This is a genomic window from Chitinophaga sp., assembly GCF_036569125.1.
Taxonomy (GTDB): Bacteria; Bacteroidota; Bacteroidia; order Chitinophagales; family Chitinophagaceae; genus Chitinophaga.
Genome location: NZ_DATCRF010000628.1, coordinates 1 through 16,356 on the forward strand (window position 1 = coordinate 1; position 16,356 = coordinate 16,356).

A 16,356-nucleotide genomic window follows, 5' to 3' on the forward strand; every position below is an offset into this window, starting at 1 on the left:
CATTACGACATTATCTGGCTTAATTTACGAAATTTAATGTCGTAAACCAGTATTATGACACATAAAACTTATTATTTGTCGTAATAATTTATTTGTGACATGAAGTGGCATCCAATCGCCATCCCAAAACCCGGCACGCATTTTAGGCTCCTTTTTATAAAAAGGAACACATGCCCCGTAGTACAACCGCCACTGCCAGGCCCGCCAGCAAAGCTAAAGCCAAAGCAAAAGCAAAAAAGGCAACTAAAGCGCCCGTAAAACGGAAGGCGCCGGGCACACCCGCAGCTCCTAAGAACGCGCCTAAAAAACCGTTCCCCGCAAATATAACCCCTATGCTGGCTACGCTGGCCGACCAACCTTTTGACGATGCCGGCTGGGTATACGAGATCAAGTGGGATGGCTACCGTGCCCTGGCCCTTATGCATAAAAGCATGATGGAGCTGCGCTCCCGCAACAATAAATCTTTTAATGAACAGTTTTACCCGGTGTATGAAGCCATTCAGGAATGGGGCATACAGGCCGTGGTGGATGGGGAAATCATTGTGATAGACGATAATGGCAAAGCGGATTTTAGCCTGCTGCAGGGCTGGCGCAGCGAGGCAGACGGCGCCCTGATCTACTATGTGTTTGACCTGCTGTGGCTGAACGGGCACGACCTTACCGGACTGCCGCTTACGGAACGCAGGGCTTTGCTGGAACAGCTGGTGCCTGCCAGTGGCATTATACGCCTGAGTGAAAGCTTTGCCACTTCCGGCAAAGAATTTTTTGAGATAGTGAAGAAAATGGGGCTGGAAGGCATTATAGCCAAAAGGGCAGATAGCCTGTACTTTCCCAGCCAGCGCAGCAAAGACTGGCTGAAGATAAAGACCAGCCAGCGGCACGAAGTAGTGATCGGCGGCTACACCCGCAACAAAGATACCCGCAAACCTTTCAGCGCCTTACTGGTAGGGCTATACGAAAATGGCAAGCTGCAGTATACCGGTAAAATAGGCACCGGCTTTAATGACCAGCTGCAGAAACAATTATTGCAGCAGTTCAAATCTTTAGAGACGGAGAAATGCCCCTTTACCACGGTGCCGGATGTTAACAAGCCCTCCCGTTTCCGGCCCAATCCTCCGGAGGCGAAGGCTTTCTGGTTAAAGCCCCAGCTGGTATGTGAGGTTAGCTTTCGTGAAATGACATCTGACGGTGTAATGCGCCACCCTTCTTTTGAAGGGCTGCGTACAGATAAGGAGGCCGCCCAGGTAGTGGAAGAGCAGGAAATACCGGCCAAAGCCCGGGTAAGAACTAAGGCCACCACTGGCACAAAGCTGCTGACACCCGCCGGCAAAACTGTTCGCAAAACCATGCTGAACCCTACGGATAAAACCCAGGTACGGCCGGTGGGCGGGCATGCGCTTAAATTCACCAACCTGGATAAGCTGTTCTGGCCAAAGGAAAAGATCACCAAACGGGATATGCTGAATTATTATTACCAGGTAGCGCCGTATATGCTGCCGTATATGAAAGACCGGCCACAATCCTTAAACCGGCACCCGAACGGCATTACCGGTAAAAGTTTTTACCAGAAAGATGTTACCGGCAAAGTACCTGACTGGATTGCCACTTTTCCCTACCACAGTGATGCAGATGGCCGTGATAAGAATTTCCTGGTATGCACGGATGAAGCCAGCCTCTTATACATTGCCTCTCTGGGTTGTATTGAAATGAACCCCTGGAGCAGCCGCATACAAACGCCCGACAACCCCGACTGGTGCCTGATAGACCTGGACCCGGACAAAACCACTTTTAACCAGGTAATTGAAGCTGCGCAGGTAACAAAAGAAATACTGGATGCAGCGGATGTGCCCGGTTATTGCAAAACATCCGGCTCTACAGGTTTGCATATTTATATTCCCTTAGGCGCTAAATACACTTATGAACAATCCAAGGAATTTGCCCGGGTGATCGCGAAGCTGGTGCAAAAAACCATTCCCGGTTTTACCACTATTGAAAGGGCAACAGCCAACCGCAACCGCAAGATGTATATAGATTTTCTGCAGAACCGCCCGCAGGCTACCCTGGCCGCCCCTTATGCCCTGCGGCCCAAACCCGGCGCCACCGTATCTATGCCGCTGCACTGGGAGGAAGTAAAAAAAGGTTTGCAAATGAAAGACTTTACCATTCACAATGCAATGGACCGCCTGAAGCAGGAAGGCGACCTGTTTAAACCGGTTTTAGGTAAAGGCATTAATATGGAGAAGGCATTGAAAAAAATGCAGAGCCTATATCCGTAACCGTTATACATTCATGCTCACGATCCTTGCAAAGCCTACATCGCTTATAATATGCGGTCCGTACGGCCTGTCCATTAAATGGAACTTCACTGTTCTTCCAATATTCTCTTTGGCTTCATCCAACTGATCGAAATAAATTAATGCTGAAAGTAATTCATCGCCCCGGCGAAATTGCACATGCGGTAATTCAGATACCGGGTGCAGTACAATAGTACCTGTTAACGTTTTTTCCACTTAATACACATTTTCAATGATAGCATGATCGCTCTCACCCACGATTTGTCCCCCGAACATTCAATACAGATGGAAACTAATGTTTTTCCGCATTATTTCCATCACTATTTTGTACAGGCGGCTGAAATGTTATGCCGGCACCTGCCTCCTCCCCATTAAATATCAAAGGATAAACCTATACTTGCAGCATAATTGTTTGTATATGATAGAAGGTACGGATGTGCGTATTGGCAACCTGGTATGGTATTACGATTATAATATGACGGAGACGGTATTTCGCGTAGAAGGCATACTGGACGGGTATATACACAACACGCTGCTGCCCAGGAATAAATTACCCTTTAAAGATGTGCACCCTATTAAGCTGGAAACAGATCACCTGCTGGATTTTAATTTTTTGCAGGAAGAAGGCGCACATCATAATATTTACGCGTATAAATATAACCGGCAGGATAGTATTTATGTGCGGGATGATGGTTATTCTTTTCAACCGGTTGCATATTCAGCCGGCAGCGGATTTGTAGCCTATGGGCGGCCGCTGGCGCATGTGCACCAGTTACAGAACCTGTTCTATGATATTACCCGGGAAGATATATTTATTGAATAATAAAGTGCATCTTTTGATAATCCGCCGCTCCTTTTTAACGTTGCGCAATAATAAACAACCGTGGAAAAGGCAATAACACAGTACCATTCGCATTAATGATATACGCCTTTTCAAGAGCGGCCTGGTATTGATCCAGAAAAGCGCTCCGTTCCGTATTGTTCAGGGGATCCAGGAAAGGACGAAGCCCCGTGCTTTTGAACCACTCCACTATTGCGGCAGCGCCGCCTTCCAGCACATGATAATAAGTGGTGCGCCATATATCAAGGCCCGATACCTGGTGGTGTAATTGCTCATAATACCATTGCGCATTATGCCGGGCTAAATGTGCGATACCGGAAAGTTTTTGCGCCCAGGGACCCTGTGCAGCTGTTTCACGCATTAAACGATGTGCGGGTTCGTCCAGGTTATCCGGCACCTGCACGGCTAAGCTGCCGGCCGGCGCCAGCTTGCGGATAAGCGCCGGAAACAGGGAAGCATGATCCGGGACCCATTGCAAGGCAGCATTTGCAAGTATCACATCAAAAGGCCCCTGCTGTTTCCAGGCAGCAATATCAGCCACCTCAAAATGTACCTCCGGCAAGCGCTTGCGCGCAGCGTCGATCATATTGGCCGAACTATCCATTCCGGTGATCAATGCCTCCGGGTACCGGTCTTTTAACAGCTGTGTTGAGTTACCGGGCCCGCAGCCAATATCCGCTGCGGTATTCACCTTTATGGTTGGGATGTGCGCCAGCAGGTCCAGCACCGGGCGATTCCGTTCCTGCTCAAATTTTGTGTACTGTTCTGATGACCAGGTATCAGCATTGTTTCCAGACATTTTTGATGCTTTGTTTTGAAAAAATTTTGGTACAGCAAATATAAACCATCTGATAACGGCAGGAATACCATGGCACTGTTGTTGAGCAACAACCGGAAAATAGCTTTATGAACAGGGAGATAACCGGAAAAACAATTGTGATCACCGGCGCGTCCAGCGGCGCTGGCAGGGCTGCTGCGGTGGAGCTGGCTGCCAGCAGGCCCTCACTGGTACTGGCCGGCAGAAATACCGTTTCGCTGGAAGAAGTGGCTGAAGAATGCAGGGAATTTGGAGCAGACGTATTAGTAGTGCCTACAGATGTAACCGATGCTGCTGCCATGAAAAAGCTGGCTGCTACGGCGCATGACTGGGGTTTGGGCATAGATGTATGGATCAATAATGCCGGTGTGCTGGCAGCAGGTGATTTTGATGAAACACCCCTCGAAGTGCATAACCAGGTGGTAGCCACCAACCTGCTGGGTTATATGAGCGGTGTGCATGCCGTACTGCCTTATTTTAAGCGGCAGCGCCATGGTATTATCATCAACAACATTTCCATTGGCGGCTATTTGCCCGTGCCTTATGGCGCCGGGTATACCGCCAGCAAATTCGGACTGCGCGGCTTTTCAGAGGCGCTTAAAGGCGAGCTTAGCCCATGGCCGGAGATCTATGTTTGCGACCTCTTTCCTCACTTCCTGAATACGCCGGGTATGCTGCATGCAGGTAATTATACCGGTAAAGTATTAAAGCCGGCGCCGCCTGTACAAGACCCGGTTAGAGTGGCCAGGTCCATTGCCGCACTTATCAAAAATCCAAGGTCCACCAGCTATACCCTGCCTTCGCTGATCTTTAAAGCAGCGCATAGCGCATTCCCCGAACTGACCACAAAAATCACCGGTATGGTAATCCGTAAATACTTTAGCCTAGCAGAACCCATTGCCCGCACCAATGGCAACCTCTTTAATACAGTGGGCTATGGTATGAGCACCAAGGGAGTTTTCCCCGCAGCGGCCACTATCAATAAAGCAAGGCGCAAAGCTACGGCCATTGGTTTCCTGGCAGGTTTTGCCATTGGCATTTATTTGTTGTCAAAAGGAAGCTCAAAATAAAAGCGGTTTAAAATGATTGCATCTCACAGCAGGACAACAGGCATTTTATATACCTGCCTTGTCCTTTTTTTTGCTGCCTGCTCAACCTCCAAAAGAGGATTATTTACAAAGCAAACAGCCCATGAGCAATACGCCAGCCGCCTTACCGATGCAGGCCTTGCCGGCAGCGCCCTGGGCACCTTGTGGTTTGCCGCGGCAGAAAAGGCCCTGGCACGCCCGCTAAGCATTACTTTACCTTATAAGGAAACCGGCTATTTTGCGGCAGAGAAGCCGGATGCAGCCGGTTACCTGTTCCCCGCCCGCCGGGGCGATGTGCTTAAGATTGCCATAAACGGGAAACCTACCGGCAGCTTTAAAATTTTTGCTGACCTGTGGCAGCCGGCAATTGCTAATGAGAAACCTAGCCTGCTGGCAGCGGCAGATACCACTTCCTGGACCCTGCAGCATGAAGTAAAGGCTGATGGCCGTTTTCTACTGCGCCTGCAACCTGAATTATTACGCAGCGGCGAATACACCATTACTATTACAACAGCGCCTTCCCTGGCTTTTCCGGTGCCGGGCAGCACACAGCCCCGTATAGGCAGCTTCTGGGGCGCCAACCGCGATGGTGGCAGCCGCAGCCACGAAGGCATTGATATTTTCGGCAAATTCAGAACACCGGTTATATCAGCGGCCGATGGCTTTATCAGCAGTACCCGCGAGAACAAACTGGGAGGCCGGGTCATCTTCCTGAACCCGGATGGAAAACCTTACAGCTTATACTATGCCCATCTTGATTCAGTGCTGGTACACGAAGGACAAAAAGTAAAGCTGGGCGATACCATTGGTTTAATGGGCAATACCGGTAATGCCCGCAACACACCTACCCATCTGCATTTTGGCATTTATACCAATGGAGGTGCTATAGACCCTTTCCCTTTTGTGAACCGGGACCGGCCTGCACCTGCGGAAGTAACAGCATCTACCACCCTGTTGCAGCACATGATCCGCAATACCGGCGCTGCCTCCCTGGTTGCATCTCCTGTAAAAAACAGTGCCCTCATAGAAAAGCTGCCGGCCAACCGGGTAATGCAGGTAATGGCTGCTACCGGCAGCTGGTATAAAGTAGCGCTGCCGGATAGCCGCGAAGGATTTGTGGAAAGCAAAGCAGTATCCGCACAGCCTTATAAAAAGCAGCTGGCTAAAAACGCCACCCCTTTGCTGGATGCACCTGATACCGCAGCAGCGGTAAAGCTCACCATTCCTGCAGGCGCTGATATAGATATTTTAGGTGAGCAGGGCGCCTACCGGTTTATAACATACGGGGAGCAAAAGGGCTGGGTGCAGCTGTAGGCATAATTACTTTTTACTCCGGTACAAACAGCAGCGCATCTGCCAGCAGATCGCCCTGCACACCAGCCGGCAATGCAATGCTCACATAAAAAGGGCTGCCGCTGCTGTATTCATAAGTGCCCAGGGAGATCCATTCATTGCCATTTTCCACTAAAGAAGGCGTAACCGTTTGCAGCCCGTTGGCAGCAGCAATCGTGAATGCTGCAGTGGGTGCTTTATTTGCACGGGCTAAATTGTAATAGTAAATAGTATAACGTCCGTTAAATTGCATGGGCGGGTTAAAACGCACGCTGCTGGCGGCGGAGCCAGGCGCTACGGATAGCAGTATAGAGGTGGCGTACTGGTTGGCTGACCTTAATCTTTGCCAGGTACCGGTAGTGCGCACATAAGCAGTATCCGCATCATCTACCTGCACTTCAGGTATGCTGCCGTCTGCCAGCGGGTCTTGTTTCAGCTTTTGCTGCACGGCGCTAACATCTATATCCTGGATAGCCAGCTGGCTGTCAATAGCCTGTACAGCGGCAACAGCGGCCGACTGTCCCAGCACCATAAACACAGGCTCCATACGTATGGATCCATAAGCAATATGTGTGGCAGATAAGCAAACCGGCACCAGTAAATTCCTGCACTCTGCAGCTTTGGGTACTATTGAACGGTAGCTGATGGCATATGGGTTTAGCACACCTACCTGTACATCCCCTTCATTTTTCACCATACCGTTCACCACTATACGCTGGCAGTTATGGGAATCCATAGAGTAAGCGCCCAGGCCAATACCGTCTGTTACCTTCACGCGCCCCTCGCAGTTGGCCTGCGTCATTACATAAGCGCTTACCATGCGGCGCGCTTCGCGTATGTACAGCTGAAAGGTCCAGTTACCATTGTCTGTATACTCATCTTTGGGGTAACCCCACTTTAACATCAGCGGGCGGATGTTGGCCTGTACCCGTGGGTCGTGGCCCAGGAAATACAACCATCCTTTTGTATAGTCCTCATGCATTTTAAAGATCTGCCGCCGGGTCATATAATCTGCCTGCGCATAATCATAATTCATGCCGATCATGTCTGTTGAAAAAGGACCGTTGTTATTGATATCTGTTTTATTATTGGGCATGGCATCAACCTTTAAACCGCCCATCAGGCTGGTCCAGGGCGTTTTGGCCATAGAACGTAAGGCCAGCTCATAACGCGTGGAATCATAGTTATCGGGGCGGGTAATAGGTATCATATTGGCTGCCACATTGGTGAGGCAAATACGGAAGTTGTAGGCCTGCACCTTTGCATCACCGCTGCCGGGTGCTGCCAGCGGCGCCGGGCTAATACCCCATAACAGGCCGCTTTCCGGCTGGCCGGGCGTTCTGTAGGGATCTATACTGTCTGCAAACTGGTGCTTATCGCGCAGCTGTACGCCATTGTAAGTTTCCTGGTACTGGGTATTGGCTTCGCGGCCCACCGTATAGCTTACACCGGCTTTGGCCATCAGGTCGCCTTCATAGGTGCAGTCAATAAACACTTTTGCGGTGATGGTCTTTATTGAATCGTTATTGCAGTCAACTTTAATAAGGTTAATGGATTGTATGCTGCCCTGCTGCATGGTGGCCCGGGTAAGATAATAGCGGTACAGCACAGGAACTTCGGCGCTTTGAATATAGCTGTTAATGAGCGCTTCCGCTACATGCGGCTCAAAGATCCACTGCTCAAATTTTCCGTAATAACGGCCAATGCGCCGGTAAAAATTCCGTCCCAGGCCGGTGATGGCGTATTTGTTGCCAATGTCTGTCATACCCAGGCCGCCGCTGGTCATGCCGCCCAGGTGACTGCCCGGTTCAACCAGCAGCACTGTTTTACCCATTTTTTTGGCGGTATAGGCGGCTATTACCCCGGCGGCGGTACCACCGTAAATACAAATATCATAGCTGTTTGCCTGCTGTGCAGCCAGCGGTTGTGCGGGTATTAAAAAAAGAAGGGTAACAAGCAGTAAGCAGCCTGCTTTTAAAGGGGCACATTTTCGTGTGATCATTACTGTTAGTTTAATTTTGAGGTGATCTTTAATACAGGGATAAGGGGTGCAGGTGTATCGGGTTACAGGTATAGCGCTTTATTTAAGGTACGGGTTTTAACTGCGGCGCGGGTTCAGCCGGCAAAACATCCTATACTAAATATTTTTCCCGGATAAAATTGCAATGATGCTGGTTATGGCCCACTGCCATCCAGCCTAAGCTGCGGGCGGTGTAAATTACTTTCTTGTCCGGGAAATCCTTAAAATCCAGCATTGCCGGGGTCATGCTGCTGAACAGGCTTATAGTGGCATCGCGGATGGTTATCAGCTCATCCCGTATATCCGTTAAGGTACGGCCGGCCGCATGAAAGTCTTTAGGATAGGTGTCCCCTGCCGGCATTACTTCCAGGTCAACATCTATTTGCCGGGAGTAGCAAAAGGCTTTGTAAGCGTAGTAGCGTTCATCATCGGCCAGGTGAATAAAAACCTGCTTTACCGTCCATTTGTCTTCCGCGTATCTAAAATCCTCTTTTGACACCGGAATGGAGCTGATCAGGTCAAGCATCTGCTGTTTATTCTGCTGCAAAGCTGCTATCAGGTCATCGCCGGGCGCCAGGTTAAAGTAGTAAGGATACCAGGCAGGTGCATCATCAACATTTGGACGGCCGATCTTTAACATATGGGTTTAATGATTTGTGGATTTTGCCGGGATAAATTTATAAAATCAATGGTTTATAATAAAGCGAAAGGCTTTATTGTATACATCCCGAACCAGTTAAAGAGTTGGTGGAATGCTTAAACAATTATTATACAAATACAGCAGCAGATCAAATATATAAATTTATTGTATGTTCATTATTATAGACATTTTTAGTGTTTTTGTTGATATTAATCAACAATTAGGTGCAATCTAAAAAGCAAATACTCCTTCCAAAATTTCAAAAGATCCTGGAACAAATGGGAGAAAACATCAAATTGGCGAGAAAGCGCCGGAACCTCACAACCATCCAGGTGGCTGAGCGTGCAGGCATTAACCGCACAACGTTATACCATATTGAAAAAGGAAATGCCAGTGTTGCTATGGGCGCCTATTTTAACGTGCTTAGGGTAATGGGCTTACAGGATGATTTTTTGAAGCTGGCGGCAGATGACCAATTTGGACGCAAATTACAGGACCTAAAACTAATAGGAAATAAGTAATGGCAGACAAAACAGATATATGGGTGTATGCGGATTGGAAAGGTATGGCTGCTCCAAAATGTATAGGCATATTGTCTGCCCAACAGGCGAAAGGAAGAAAAGCTTTTAGTTTTTCATACGATCCGGATTGGATTAAATCAAAGGAACAATTGCTGCTTGATCCGGACATTGCCTGGTATACCGGTCAGCAATACCCTAATGGGAAAGAAAACTTTGGTGTATTTCTGGATTCTATGCCTGATACCTGGGGAAGAACTTTAATGAAACGGCGGGCTGCATTATCTGTAAAAGGGACAGATAAAACAGCACGGGTATTACATGATATGTATCACCAACACCGCCCTGGACAAGTATCCGGGAGTTACAGCATGCGGCGGAACTAATTGAATCCAACGAAGATACAGTAGCAATAAAAAAGTGGCTGGCCATGCTCATAGCCCCGGGTTCATCCCTGGGAGGCGCCAGGCCAAAAGCAAATATTCTCGATGAGAACGGCCATCTCTGGATTGCCAAATTCCCTTCAAAGAATGATACTATAGACAAGGGAGCCTGGGAATACCTGGCTTACCGGCTTGCTGTAGATGCCGGAGTTATTATGGCAGAATCGCGGTTAGAAGGCGTTGCAGGGCCGTACCATACTTTTTTTACCAAACGGTTTGACCGGGATAAACAATATAGGATCCACTTTGCCTCTGCCATGACTATGACAGGCAGAAATGAAGAACTTCTTCGTGATGAAATACCCTCCTATCTTGACATCGTAGAATTTATCCAGTTTTCAGGAACAAATATTACTGAAGACTTACATCAATTATGGAGAAGAATAGTTTTTAATATCCTTATCTCCAATACCGATGACCATTTAAGGAACCATGGTTTTATATTAACGGACACGGGCTGGCGCTTATCCCCTGCTTTTGATCTTAATCCCTCCATCGATAAAGATGGCCTGGCGTTAAATATTGATATGGATAACAATGCCCTCGACATTAATCTTGCGCAAAGCACAGGCGCCTATTTCAGGTTAGGAAAAAACGAAATGGAAAATATTCTAAACGAAGTAAAAAGTGCAGTATCAGGCTGGCAGAAAACAGCAACAGCAATAGGAATACCACGCAGCGAGCAAATGCTGATGGCCGCTGCTTTTAAAGTGTAGATGTCCAGGGGCTAACCTACCGCTCCGTCCCCGGAAATGCAGGAAGTAATAACCTTTTTACTTTTTCGGGAAAAAACTTATATTCGCCTCAACGAACAATGAAGAGATTTCACAAGTTTAATTATCAACCAATTAGGCCTTAAATCGTATAGAAGAATTTCCTGTACTTATTATAATTGCTATATATAAGCACAATACAGTGATCATTTTTGCTTGATGATGTTGTCCAGGATCTGATCCGTCAATACCGGAATGATATCTTATGGAAATAATTCGCTGACATAAATCAATACCATGAAATTTTTTACGATGATGTGCGTATGCATCTTCATGGTTTGCCGCCTGCAGGCGCAAACAGATATGGATGCTATTATGCTGAATAAAAATGTACTGTGCGTGGGGGGCATGTACAGCCATAACAGCTGGAAGAACTACTGGGAAGGCACCTATAAGAGGGACAATGAAAACCTGGGTACCGTAAGCACACAAATGATCGGGGTAATGGGCAACTATGGCATTACCAGTAAATTAAATGTGCTGTTTAACCTGCCCTATGTGCAAACCAAAGCAACCAACGGCACCCTGAAAGGCCTGAAGGGCGTGCAGGACCTTGGGCTTTCCGTAAAGTATAAGATCCACACTTTCCCTGTTGGGCAAAAGGGTAAGTTAGCTGCTTTTGCCATTGGCAATTTCTCGTTCCCGCTTACGAATTATGTAGCTGACTTTTTACCCATGTCCATTGGGCTTCACAGCAAGAACCTTACTTTCAGGGGCATGCTTGATTACCAGCTTGGTAAATTCTTCACCACTGCATCCGGATACTATACTTTAAGAAGCAATATTAAGATAGACCGCACCTCTTATTATGATACGGAAATGCATCTTACCAATGAGGTGGATATGCCAAATGTAGCCGGCTTTAATGCAAGGGCAGGTTACAGAAGCCGTACCTGGATAGCAGAAGCGGTTTTGGATAATATGAATACGCTGGGCGGTTTTGATATCAGGAAAAATGATATGCCATTCCCAAGCAATAAGATGAACGCCACCATGACCGGCGTTAATTTCAAATATTCATTTGCCAAAGCCCTCCGCGGCCTTGAGCTAACAGCCGGCGCAAAGTATACCGTAGCAGGCAGGAATGTGGGCCAGGCCACCATAGTGAACGGCGGCGTTTTTTACCTGATGGACTTTTCAAAAAAACATGCAACTTATGAAAACTAGTCTCACCTATAAATTACTGATGGTAACGGTGCTTACTGCGCTGGTATACTGGTCGTGCTCAAAGGACCTGAATGACCGCTCCGACAGTTATCCTGCGCTAACACCCACCAGCATTGACCTGGATGCCGGCACCTGGAAACCTGTGCTGCTGACCGCTGCCGACGAATTTGCCGTTGCAGCGCCGGTGGCCACCAACACCCCCGCCTATATAGCGGAGCTGAATGAAATAAAAGGCTTGCAGCGCAACCTTAGCGACAACGATAAAAAGATCATTAAATACTGGAGCGCCGGTGCGGTATTAAGGTGGAACGAAATATTACGTGAGCTGGTAGCAAAGTATAACTTGCCCCCTTATCAGAATCCGGATAACACGTATCCCGCACCCAGTGCGGCTAACCCGTTTGCCTATCCTTATTTTCCATTTGCAAATCCGCCCTATGCAGCGCGGGCCTATGCCTACGTAAGCGCCGCCCAGTATGATGCGCTGGTAGCAACCTGGCATTACAAGAAATTATATAACCGTGCAGCGCCGTATAAAGTAGATTCACTGGTAAAGGCCCTGGTTCCCAGGTCAGACCTCCCCTCTTACCCCAGTGAAGATGCTGCAGTTGCAGGCGCCGCTATAGAAATGCTGAAATTATTATTCCCCGGCGAGGTAGCTTACATTCAGCAAAAAGCCGACGAGCAGGAACGGTACCGGATTATGGCGGGAGCGAATGTACGCAGTGAAATTGAGGCGGGTGAGGCATTGGGCAAGCTGGTGGCGCAAAAATTCGCTGCCAGGGGAAGGGCCGACCGTGCGGGGCAGGCCATCGGCAATCCTGACATCTGGAAAAAATTTGAAACAGATACTGAAGCAAAAGGAGAGGTTTGCTGGTTTAGCCTTGAATCGCCCAAAAGGCCGCCCATGCTGCCTTTATTTTCAAAAGTAAAGGGCTTTTTATGCGATTCCATGGATATTATTAATATGCGCCCGGCGCCGCCGCCCTCCACCTCCTCACAGCAGTTTAAAGAGGAAACAGAAGAAGTATTATACTACAGCCAGCATGCTACCCGCGACCGGATACGCATTGTGCATTTCTGGGCCGATGGCGCCGGCACCTACGGCCCTCCCGGGCACTGGGATGCCATTGCAGCCGATGAATTTGTAAAAGAGCACTATAGTGAAGTAAGATGGGCCAGGAACTATGCGCTGATCAATATGGCATTAATGGATGCTGCTATTACCTGCTGGGATGCCAAATATTTTTATTTCAATCCCCGGCCTTCGCAGTCAGACCCCAATATTAAAACATTAACGGGCGTACCTAATTTCCCGTCCTATACATCCGGCCACTCAACATTCAGCGCTGCGGCGGCCACCGTGTTAACACACCTGTTGCCCGACAGGGGATCCAAATTCAACGACATGGCTACAGAAGCTTCCATGTCGCGCTTGTACGGCGCCATCCATTACCGGAGCGATTGTACGGTGGGACTGGAAAGCGGCAGAAAAGTGGGCGAGCGTGCGGTGTTAAGGGCACAGACGGATGGGGCAGAATAAGCCAAAAGCAGAAGGCATAAAGCATAAAGCTGATGATCGTATGTTCATGGCTTTATGCTTTTTGCTTTCAGCTTTCTGCTCTTTATATTTGTTACCGTCTGACAGTTACCAGGCTACCATATGAATGAACAGGAACGTATGCCGCAGGGCGCCAGCACCATTGAAGGGATCACCATTTTCAGTGAAAAGGACAGAGCGGATTATACCGCTATGATCAACAAACCTTTCCGTGCAGAAACCGCCGGTTTCCTGCTGATTACCAGTGGTACTTTCCGCCTGCAATGCAATCTTGAAACTGTTACCTGCGCCCCAAACAGCATATACTTCATTGTGCAGGGGTTCATTTATACGCTTGAAACGGTATCGGACGACTGCCATTTTACCGGCATAACCATGGACACTAATTTCCTCATGAAAAGCGGTATCCATGTTACCGGTAGTGAGCTGTTCCAGATAACGGCCTCCGGCATCAGCCATCAGTATAACATCAGTAAGCAGGAAATGGAAATGATCAGCGCTATGCTGGCTATATTAAATGTGAAGCTTACCAATAACAATTCCCTTTACTTTCAGAGAGAGGTGCTCCAGCACCTGCTCATAGCGTTGCTCTATGAAACCGGGGCTATTTTCAGAAGGTACACCGGCTTTCAATCCATAAAGCTAAACCGCAAAGAAGATCTTACCGCCCGGTTCCTGGATCTTCTACGGCTGTATGTAAAAAGCGAACGCAGTCTCCAGTTCTATGCCAGCAGCCTGTCTGTAACAACCGGCCATCTTACAAAGGTAATTAAGCAGGTGGTCGGCAAACCGGCCGGTGAGCTGATAGATGCGGCGGTGATAGCAGAGGCCCAGATATTGCTCAGCAACCCCGCAGTGAGTGTGGCGCAGGCAGCGGAACAGCTGCAGTTCAGCGACCAGTCTTTTTTTGGGAAATACTTTAAAAAACACACCGGCCTCTCCCCCTCCGCTTATAAGCAGGTAGTTAAAAATGGAAAAAATAACCTGTTTTGACCAATTTTGGCTGCAATCTGACCTTTTACACCCTTCTTTTTTTATCCAATTTTGCATCGTCAGTCCTTATTCAACTGACCTGTGAGAAATGGGTAACAGCTTATCAGGTAAAATAGCGCTTGTTGTTGATGGAACCGGTTATGTAGGTAAAGGCATTGTGCAGGCTTTTCTTGAAGAAGATGCAACGGTAGTGGTACCGGCTTCCAGCATGAGTGATATTGCCGGCTTAAAAGCCGCACTGCAAAGCGTTCCGCAGGATAAACTGGTTACCTTTCTCACAGATATAGCAGACTATGCGAAGGTGAAGGATTATGCGGATATGCTGTATAACCAGTTTAAACGTATAGACCTGGCAGTTACCTATATAAATGCCAGCCGCAATACCCGCTCTTTCCTGCAAACTGATATTGAAGAATGGCAAACAATGGGCAACAGCCTTACCGCTTACTTTGCAGCCAGCAGGGCGCTGTTCACTTTAATGCAGGACCCCAACAGCATGTATGTTACCATGAGTAATGCAGACCACCTTGCACGTAAGCCGCATACCAGCCTGCACCACCTTTCCAGCCTGTTTCAAATGGAAATTGCGGGCCTGTTTGCGCAGGAAAAACACAAGATCAGAACCAGGTATCATCATGTGTATATTGAAAATGTTATTGCTCCTCTAACAGTTGGGCAATTCATTATAAAACTGTACTGTGGCCTTGCAGCGGAGCCCGGGAAAATATTTCAATGCTGCAGTGCTAAAACATTTCATAACGAAATAATACAGGCTATACTGAAGGATTAAGCTATGTCATAACACAGCTGCCATACTATACTCCGCTATGGAGCGGCTATACTATTGCCTGTGAGGTAGCGCAACACTAAATATTTAATTAACGAATAATGAAAAAAACAACCGCTGTAAGAACAGGAACTACCGGATTGGTCTTGTGTTTTTTAATACCAGCATTAATGATCCAGGGATGCAGGGGAACAGCCGAAGGCCAAAGCGCCGCCGGCGCGCCACCGCAAAAGTTGCCCGTTATTACCATACAACCCGCACAGGCCAGGGTTACCACCGTGTATAGCAGCACCCTGGAAGGTGTTGTGAATGTTGAAGTAAGGCCCCAGGTATCCGGCAGCCTGCTGAAGATCTATGTAGATGAAGGCGCCCTGGTGCGGGCCGGCCAGCCGCTGTTCTTTATAGACGACCGTGTATACCAGCAGCAGCTGAACACTGCCCTTGGCACATTACATAATGCGGAAGCCAACATGGAATCTGCCCGTATAAATGTAGCAAAAACAGCAACCCTGGTACAGAACAAGGTAAGCTCCGGTATAAACCTGGAAACAGCGCAGGCAGCTTTTGCTGCGGCTAAAGCGGTGGTTGAACAGGCACAGGCAGCAGTAGAGAACGCACGTATAAACATAGGCTATTGTACCATTACCGCCCCGGTGAGTGGTTATATAGGGCGCATCCCCTTTAAGCTGGGCAGCCTGGTATCCCCTACCGGTACTACGCCGCTTACCTTACTATCAGACACGCATAACGTGAACGCCTACTTTAGCATGGGGGAGCGTGATTTTGTGAATTTTGAAAAGCAGCACCCTGGCAATAATACGGCGCAAATGCTGGATCATGTTCCCGCCGTATCCCTGCAATTGCCGGATGGCAGCCTGTATGCGGAGAAAGGAAAAATAACAGCTGTAGAAGGTCAGTTTGACAAAAGCACGGGCTCTATAACTTTAAGGGCCACTTTCCCTAATAGCAAAGCTATACTGCGTTCCGGCAACACCGGTAAAATACTCATAGATCAGCAGTTTGATAACGTGCTGTTATTACCCATAGCATCTACAATGGAAATACAGGATAAGATCTATGCC

At 48.1% G+C, this 16,356-nt stretch carries 16 protein-coding genes; 12 read left to right on the forward strand and 4 right to left on the reverse strand.

Annotated elements, in window-relative coordinates:
- Window positions 1-170 precede the first annotated feature (170 nt).
- Window positions 171-2,276 carry a DNA ligase D gene (ligD, locus tag VIM87_RS23365; RefSeq protein ID WP_331999342.1) on the forward strand — a complete coding sequence of 702 codons (2,106 nt, stop codon included), beginning with the start codon at window positions 171-173 and terminating at the stop codon, window positions 2,274-2,276.
- 3 nt (window positions 2,277-2,279) lie between these two features.
- Here ligD and VIM87_RS23370 read toward each other — a convergent pair whose 3' ends face one another.
- On the reverse strand, window positions 2,280-2,510 hold the full coding sequence (locus tag VIM87_RS23370) for a hypothetical protein (RefSeq protein WP_331999343.1): 231 nt from the start codon (window positions 2,508-2,510) through the stop codon (window positions 2,280-2,282).
- Between the two features lie 202 nt (window positions 2,511-2,712).
- Between VIM87_RS23370 and VIM87_RS23375 the strand changes: the two genes are divergently transcribed.
- Window positions 2,713-3,117 carry a hypothetical protein gene (locus VIM87_RS23375; RefSeq protein WP_331999344.1) on the forward strand — a complete coding sequence of 135 codons (405 nt, stop codon included), beginning with the start codon at window positions 2,713-2,715 and terminating at the stop codon, window positions 3,115-3,117.
- Between the two features lie 34 nt (window positions 3,118-3,151).
- Here VIM87_RS23375 and tam read toward each other — a convergent pair whose 3' ends face one another.
- Window positions 3,152-3,934, reverse strand: coding sequence for a trans-aconitate 2-methyltransferase (gene tam / locus VIM87_RS23380; protein ID WP_331999345.1), 783 nt, complete (start codon window positions 3,932-3,934; stop codon window positions 3,152-3,154).
- 107 nt (window positions 3,935-4,041) lie between these two features.
- On the opposite strand from tam, the gene VIM87_RS23385 reads away from it, so the two are divergent.
- Entirely contained in the window at window positions 4,042-5,022 is a 981-nt protein-coding gene (locus VIM87_RS23385) for an SDR family oxidoreductase (protein WP_331999346.1), read from the forward strand.
- A gap of 12 nt (window positions 5,023-5,034) precedes the next feature.
- Window positions 5,035-6,354, forward strand: a complete 1,320-nt coding sequence (locus VIM87_RS23390) for a M23 family metallopeptidase (RefSeq protein WP_331999347.1) — start codon at window positions 5,035-5,037, stop codon at window positions 6,352-6,354.
- Window positions 6,355-6,367: 13 nt separating this feature from the next.
- Here VIM87_RS23390 and VIM87_RS23395 read toward each other — a convergent pair whose 3' ends face one another.
- Together VIM87_RS23395 and VIM87_RS23400 are read right to left on the reverse strand one after the other, a co-directional pair.
- Window positions 6,368-8,374 carry an FAD-dependent oxidoreductase gene (locus VIM87_RS23395; protein ID WP_331999348.1) on the reverse strand — a complete coding sequence of 669 codons (2,007 nt, stop codon included), beginning with the start codon at window positions 8,372-8,374 and terminating at the stop codon, window positions 6,368-6,370.
- A 130-nt stretch (window positions 8,375-8,504) separates the two neighbouring features.
- Entirely contained in the window at window positions 8,505-9,032 is a 528-nt protein-coding gene (locus tag VIM87_RS23400) for a DinB family protein (protein ID WP_331999349.1), read from the reverse strand.
- A gap of 224 nt (window positions 9,033-9,256) precedes the next feature.
- Between VIM87_RS23400 and VIM87_RS23405 the strand changes: the two genes are divergently transcribed.
- The 8 genes from VIM87_RS23405 to VIM87_RS23440 form a co-directional block, all read left to right on the forward strand.
- A complete protein-coding gene (locus VIM87_RS23405) occupies window positions 9,257-9,553 on the forward strand; it encodes a helix-turn-helix transcriptional regulator (RefSeq protein WP_331999350.1) in 297 nt (98 codons plus the stop codon).
- Window positions 9,553-9,936, forward strand: coding sequence for a HipA N-terminal domain-containing protein (locus VIM87_RS23410; RefSeq protein WP_331999351.1), 384 nt, complete (start codon window positions 9,553-9,555; stop codon window positions 9,934-9,936). The genes VIM87_RS23405 and VIM87_RS23410 overlap by 1 nt, the downstream gene beginning before the upstream one ends.
- Window positions 9,937-9,980: 44 nt before the next feature.
- On the forward strand, window positions 9,981-10,709 hold the full coding sequence (locus VIM87_RS23415) for a HipA domain-containing protein (protein WP_331999352.1): 729 nt from the start codon (window positions 9,981-9,983) through the stop codon (window positions 10,707-10,709).
- Between the two features lie 294 nt (window positions 10,710-11,003).
- Window positions 11,004-11,933: a hypothetical protein gene (locus VIM87_RS23420; RefSeq protein WP_331999353.1), complete on the forward strand. Its 930-nt coding sequence runs from the start codon at window positions 11,004-11,006 to the stop codon at window positions 11,931-11,933.
- Entirely contained in the window at window positions 11,923-13,476 is a 1,554-nt protein-coding gene (locus VIM87_RS23425) for a vanadium-dependent haloperoxidase (protein ID WP_331999354.1), read from the forward strand. The genes VIM87_RS23420 and VIM87_RS23425 overlap by 11 nt, the downstream gene beginning before the upstream one ends.
- A 120-nt stretch (window positions 13,477-13,596) precedes the next feature.
- On the forward strand, window positions 13,597-14,487 hold the full coding sequence (locus VIM87_RS23430; protein ID WP_331999355.1) for a helix-turn-helix domain-containing protein: 891 nt from the start codon (window positions 13,597-13,599) through the stop codon (window positions 14,485-14,487).
- Window positions 14,488-14,575: 88 nt separating this feature from the next.
- The gene (locus tag VIM87_RS23435; RefSeq protein ID WP_331999356.1) at window positions 14,576-15,277 is read left to right on the forward strand and encodes an SDR family NAD(P)-dependent oxidoreductase; all 702 of its coding nucleotides are present in this window, start codon (window positions 14,576-14,578) and stop codon (window positions 15,275-15,277) included.
- Window positions 15,278-15,375: 98 nt separating this feature from the next.
- The coding region (locus tag VIM87_RS23440; protein WP_331999357.1) for an efflux RND transporter periplasmic adaptor subunit at window positions 15,376-16,356 on the forward strand (981 nt) is incomplete at its 3' end.

Coding starts and splice junctions, on each gene's coding strand:
- VIM87_RS23410 (WP_331999351.1), top strand. CDS start 9,553: ATGGCAGACAAAACAGATATATGGGTGTATGCGGATTGGAAAGGTATG.
- tam (WP_331999345.1), bottom strand. CDS start 3,934: ATGTCTGGAAACAATGCTGATACCTGGTCATCAGAACAGTACACAAAA.
- VIM87_RS23425 (WP_331999354.1), top strand. CDS start 11,923: ATGAAAACTAGTCTCACCTATAAATTACTGATGGTAACGGTGCTTACT.
- VIM87_RS23395 (WP_331999348.1), bottom strand. CDS start 8,374: ATGATCACACGAAAATGTGCCCCTTTAAAAGCAGGCTGCTTACTGCTT.
- VIM87_RS23385 (WP_331999346.1), top strand. CDS start 4,042: ATGAACAGGGAGATAACCGGAAAAACAATTGTGATCACCGGCGCGTCC.
- VIM87_RS23400 (WP_331999349.1), bottom strand. CDS start 9,032: ATGTTAAAGATCGGCCGTCCAAATGTTGATGATGCACCTGCCTGGTAT.
- VIM87_RS23390 (WP_331999347.1), top strand. CDS start 5,035: ATGATTGCATCTCACAGCAGGACAACAGGCATTTTATATACCTGCCTT.
- VIM87_RS23415 (WP_331999352.1), top strand. CDS start 9,981: ATGCTCATAGCCCCGGGTTCATCCCTGGGAGGCGCCAGGCCAAAAGCA.
- VIM87_RS23375 (WP_331999344.1), top strand. CDS start 2,713: ATGATAGAAGGTACGGATGTGCGTATTGGCAACCTGGTATGGTATTAC.
- VIM87_RS23430 (WP_331999355.1), top strand. CDS start 13,597: ATGAATGAACAGGAACGTATGCCGCAGGGCGCCAGCACCATTGAAGGG.
- VIM87_RS23435 (WP_331999356.1), top strand. CDS start 14,576: ATGGGTAACAGCTTATCAGGTAAAATAGCGCTTGTTGTTGATGGAACC.
- ligD (WP_331999342.1), top strand. CDS start 171: ATGCCCCGTAGTACAACCGCCACTGCCAGGCCCGCCAGCAAAGCTAAA.
- VIM87_RS23420 (WP_331999353.1), top strand. CDS start 11,004: ATGAAATTTTTTACGATGATGTGCGTATGCATCTTCATGGTTTGCCGC.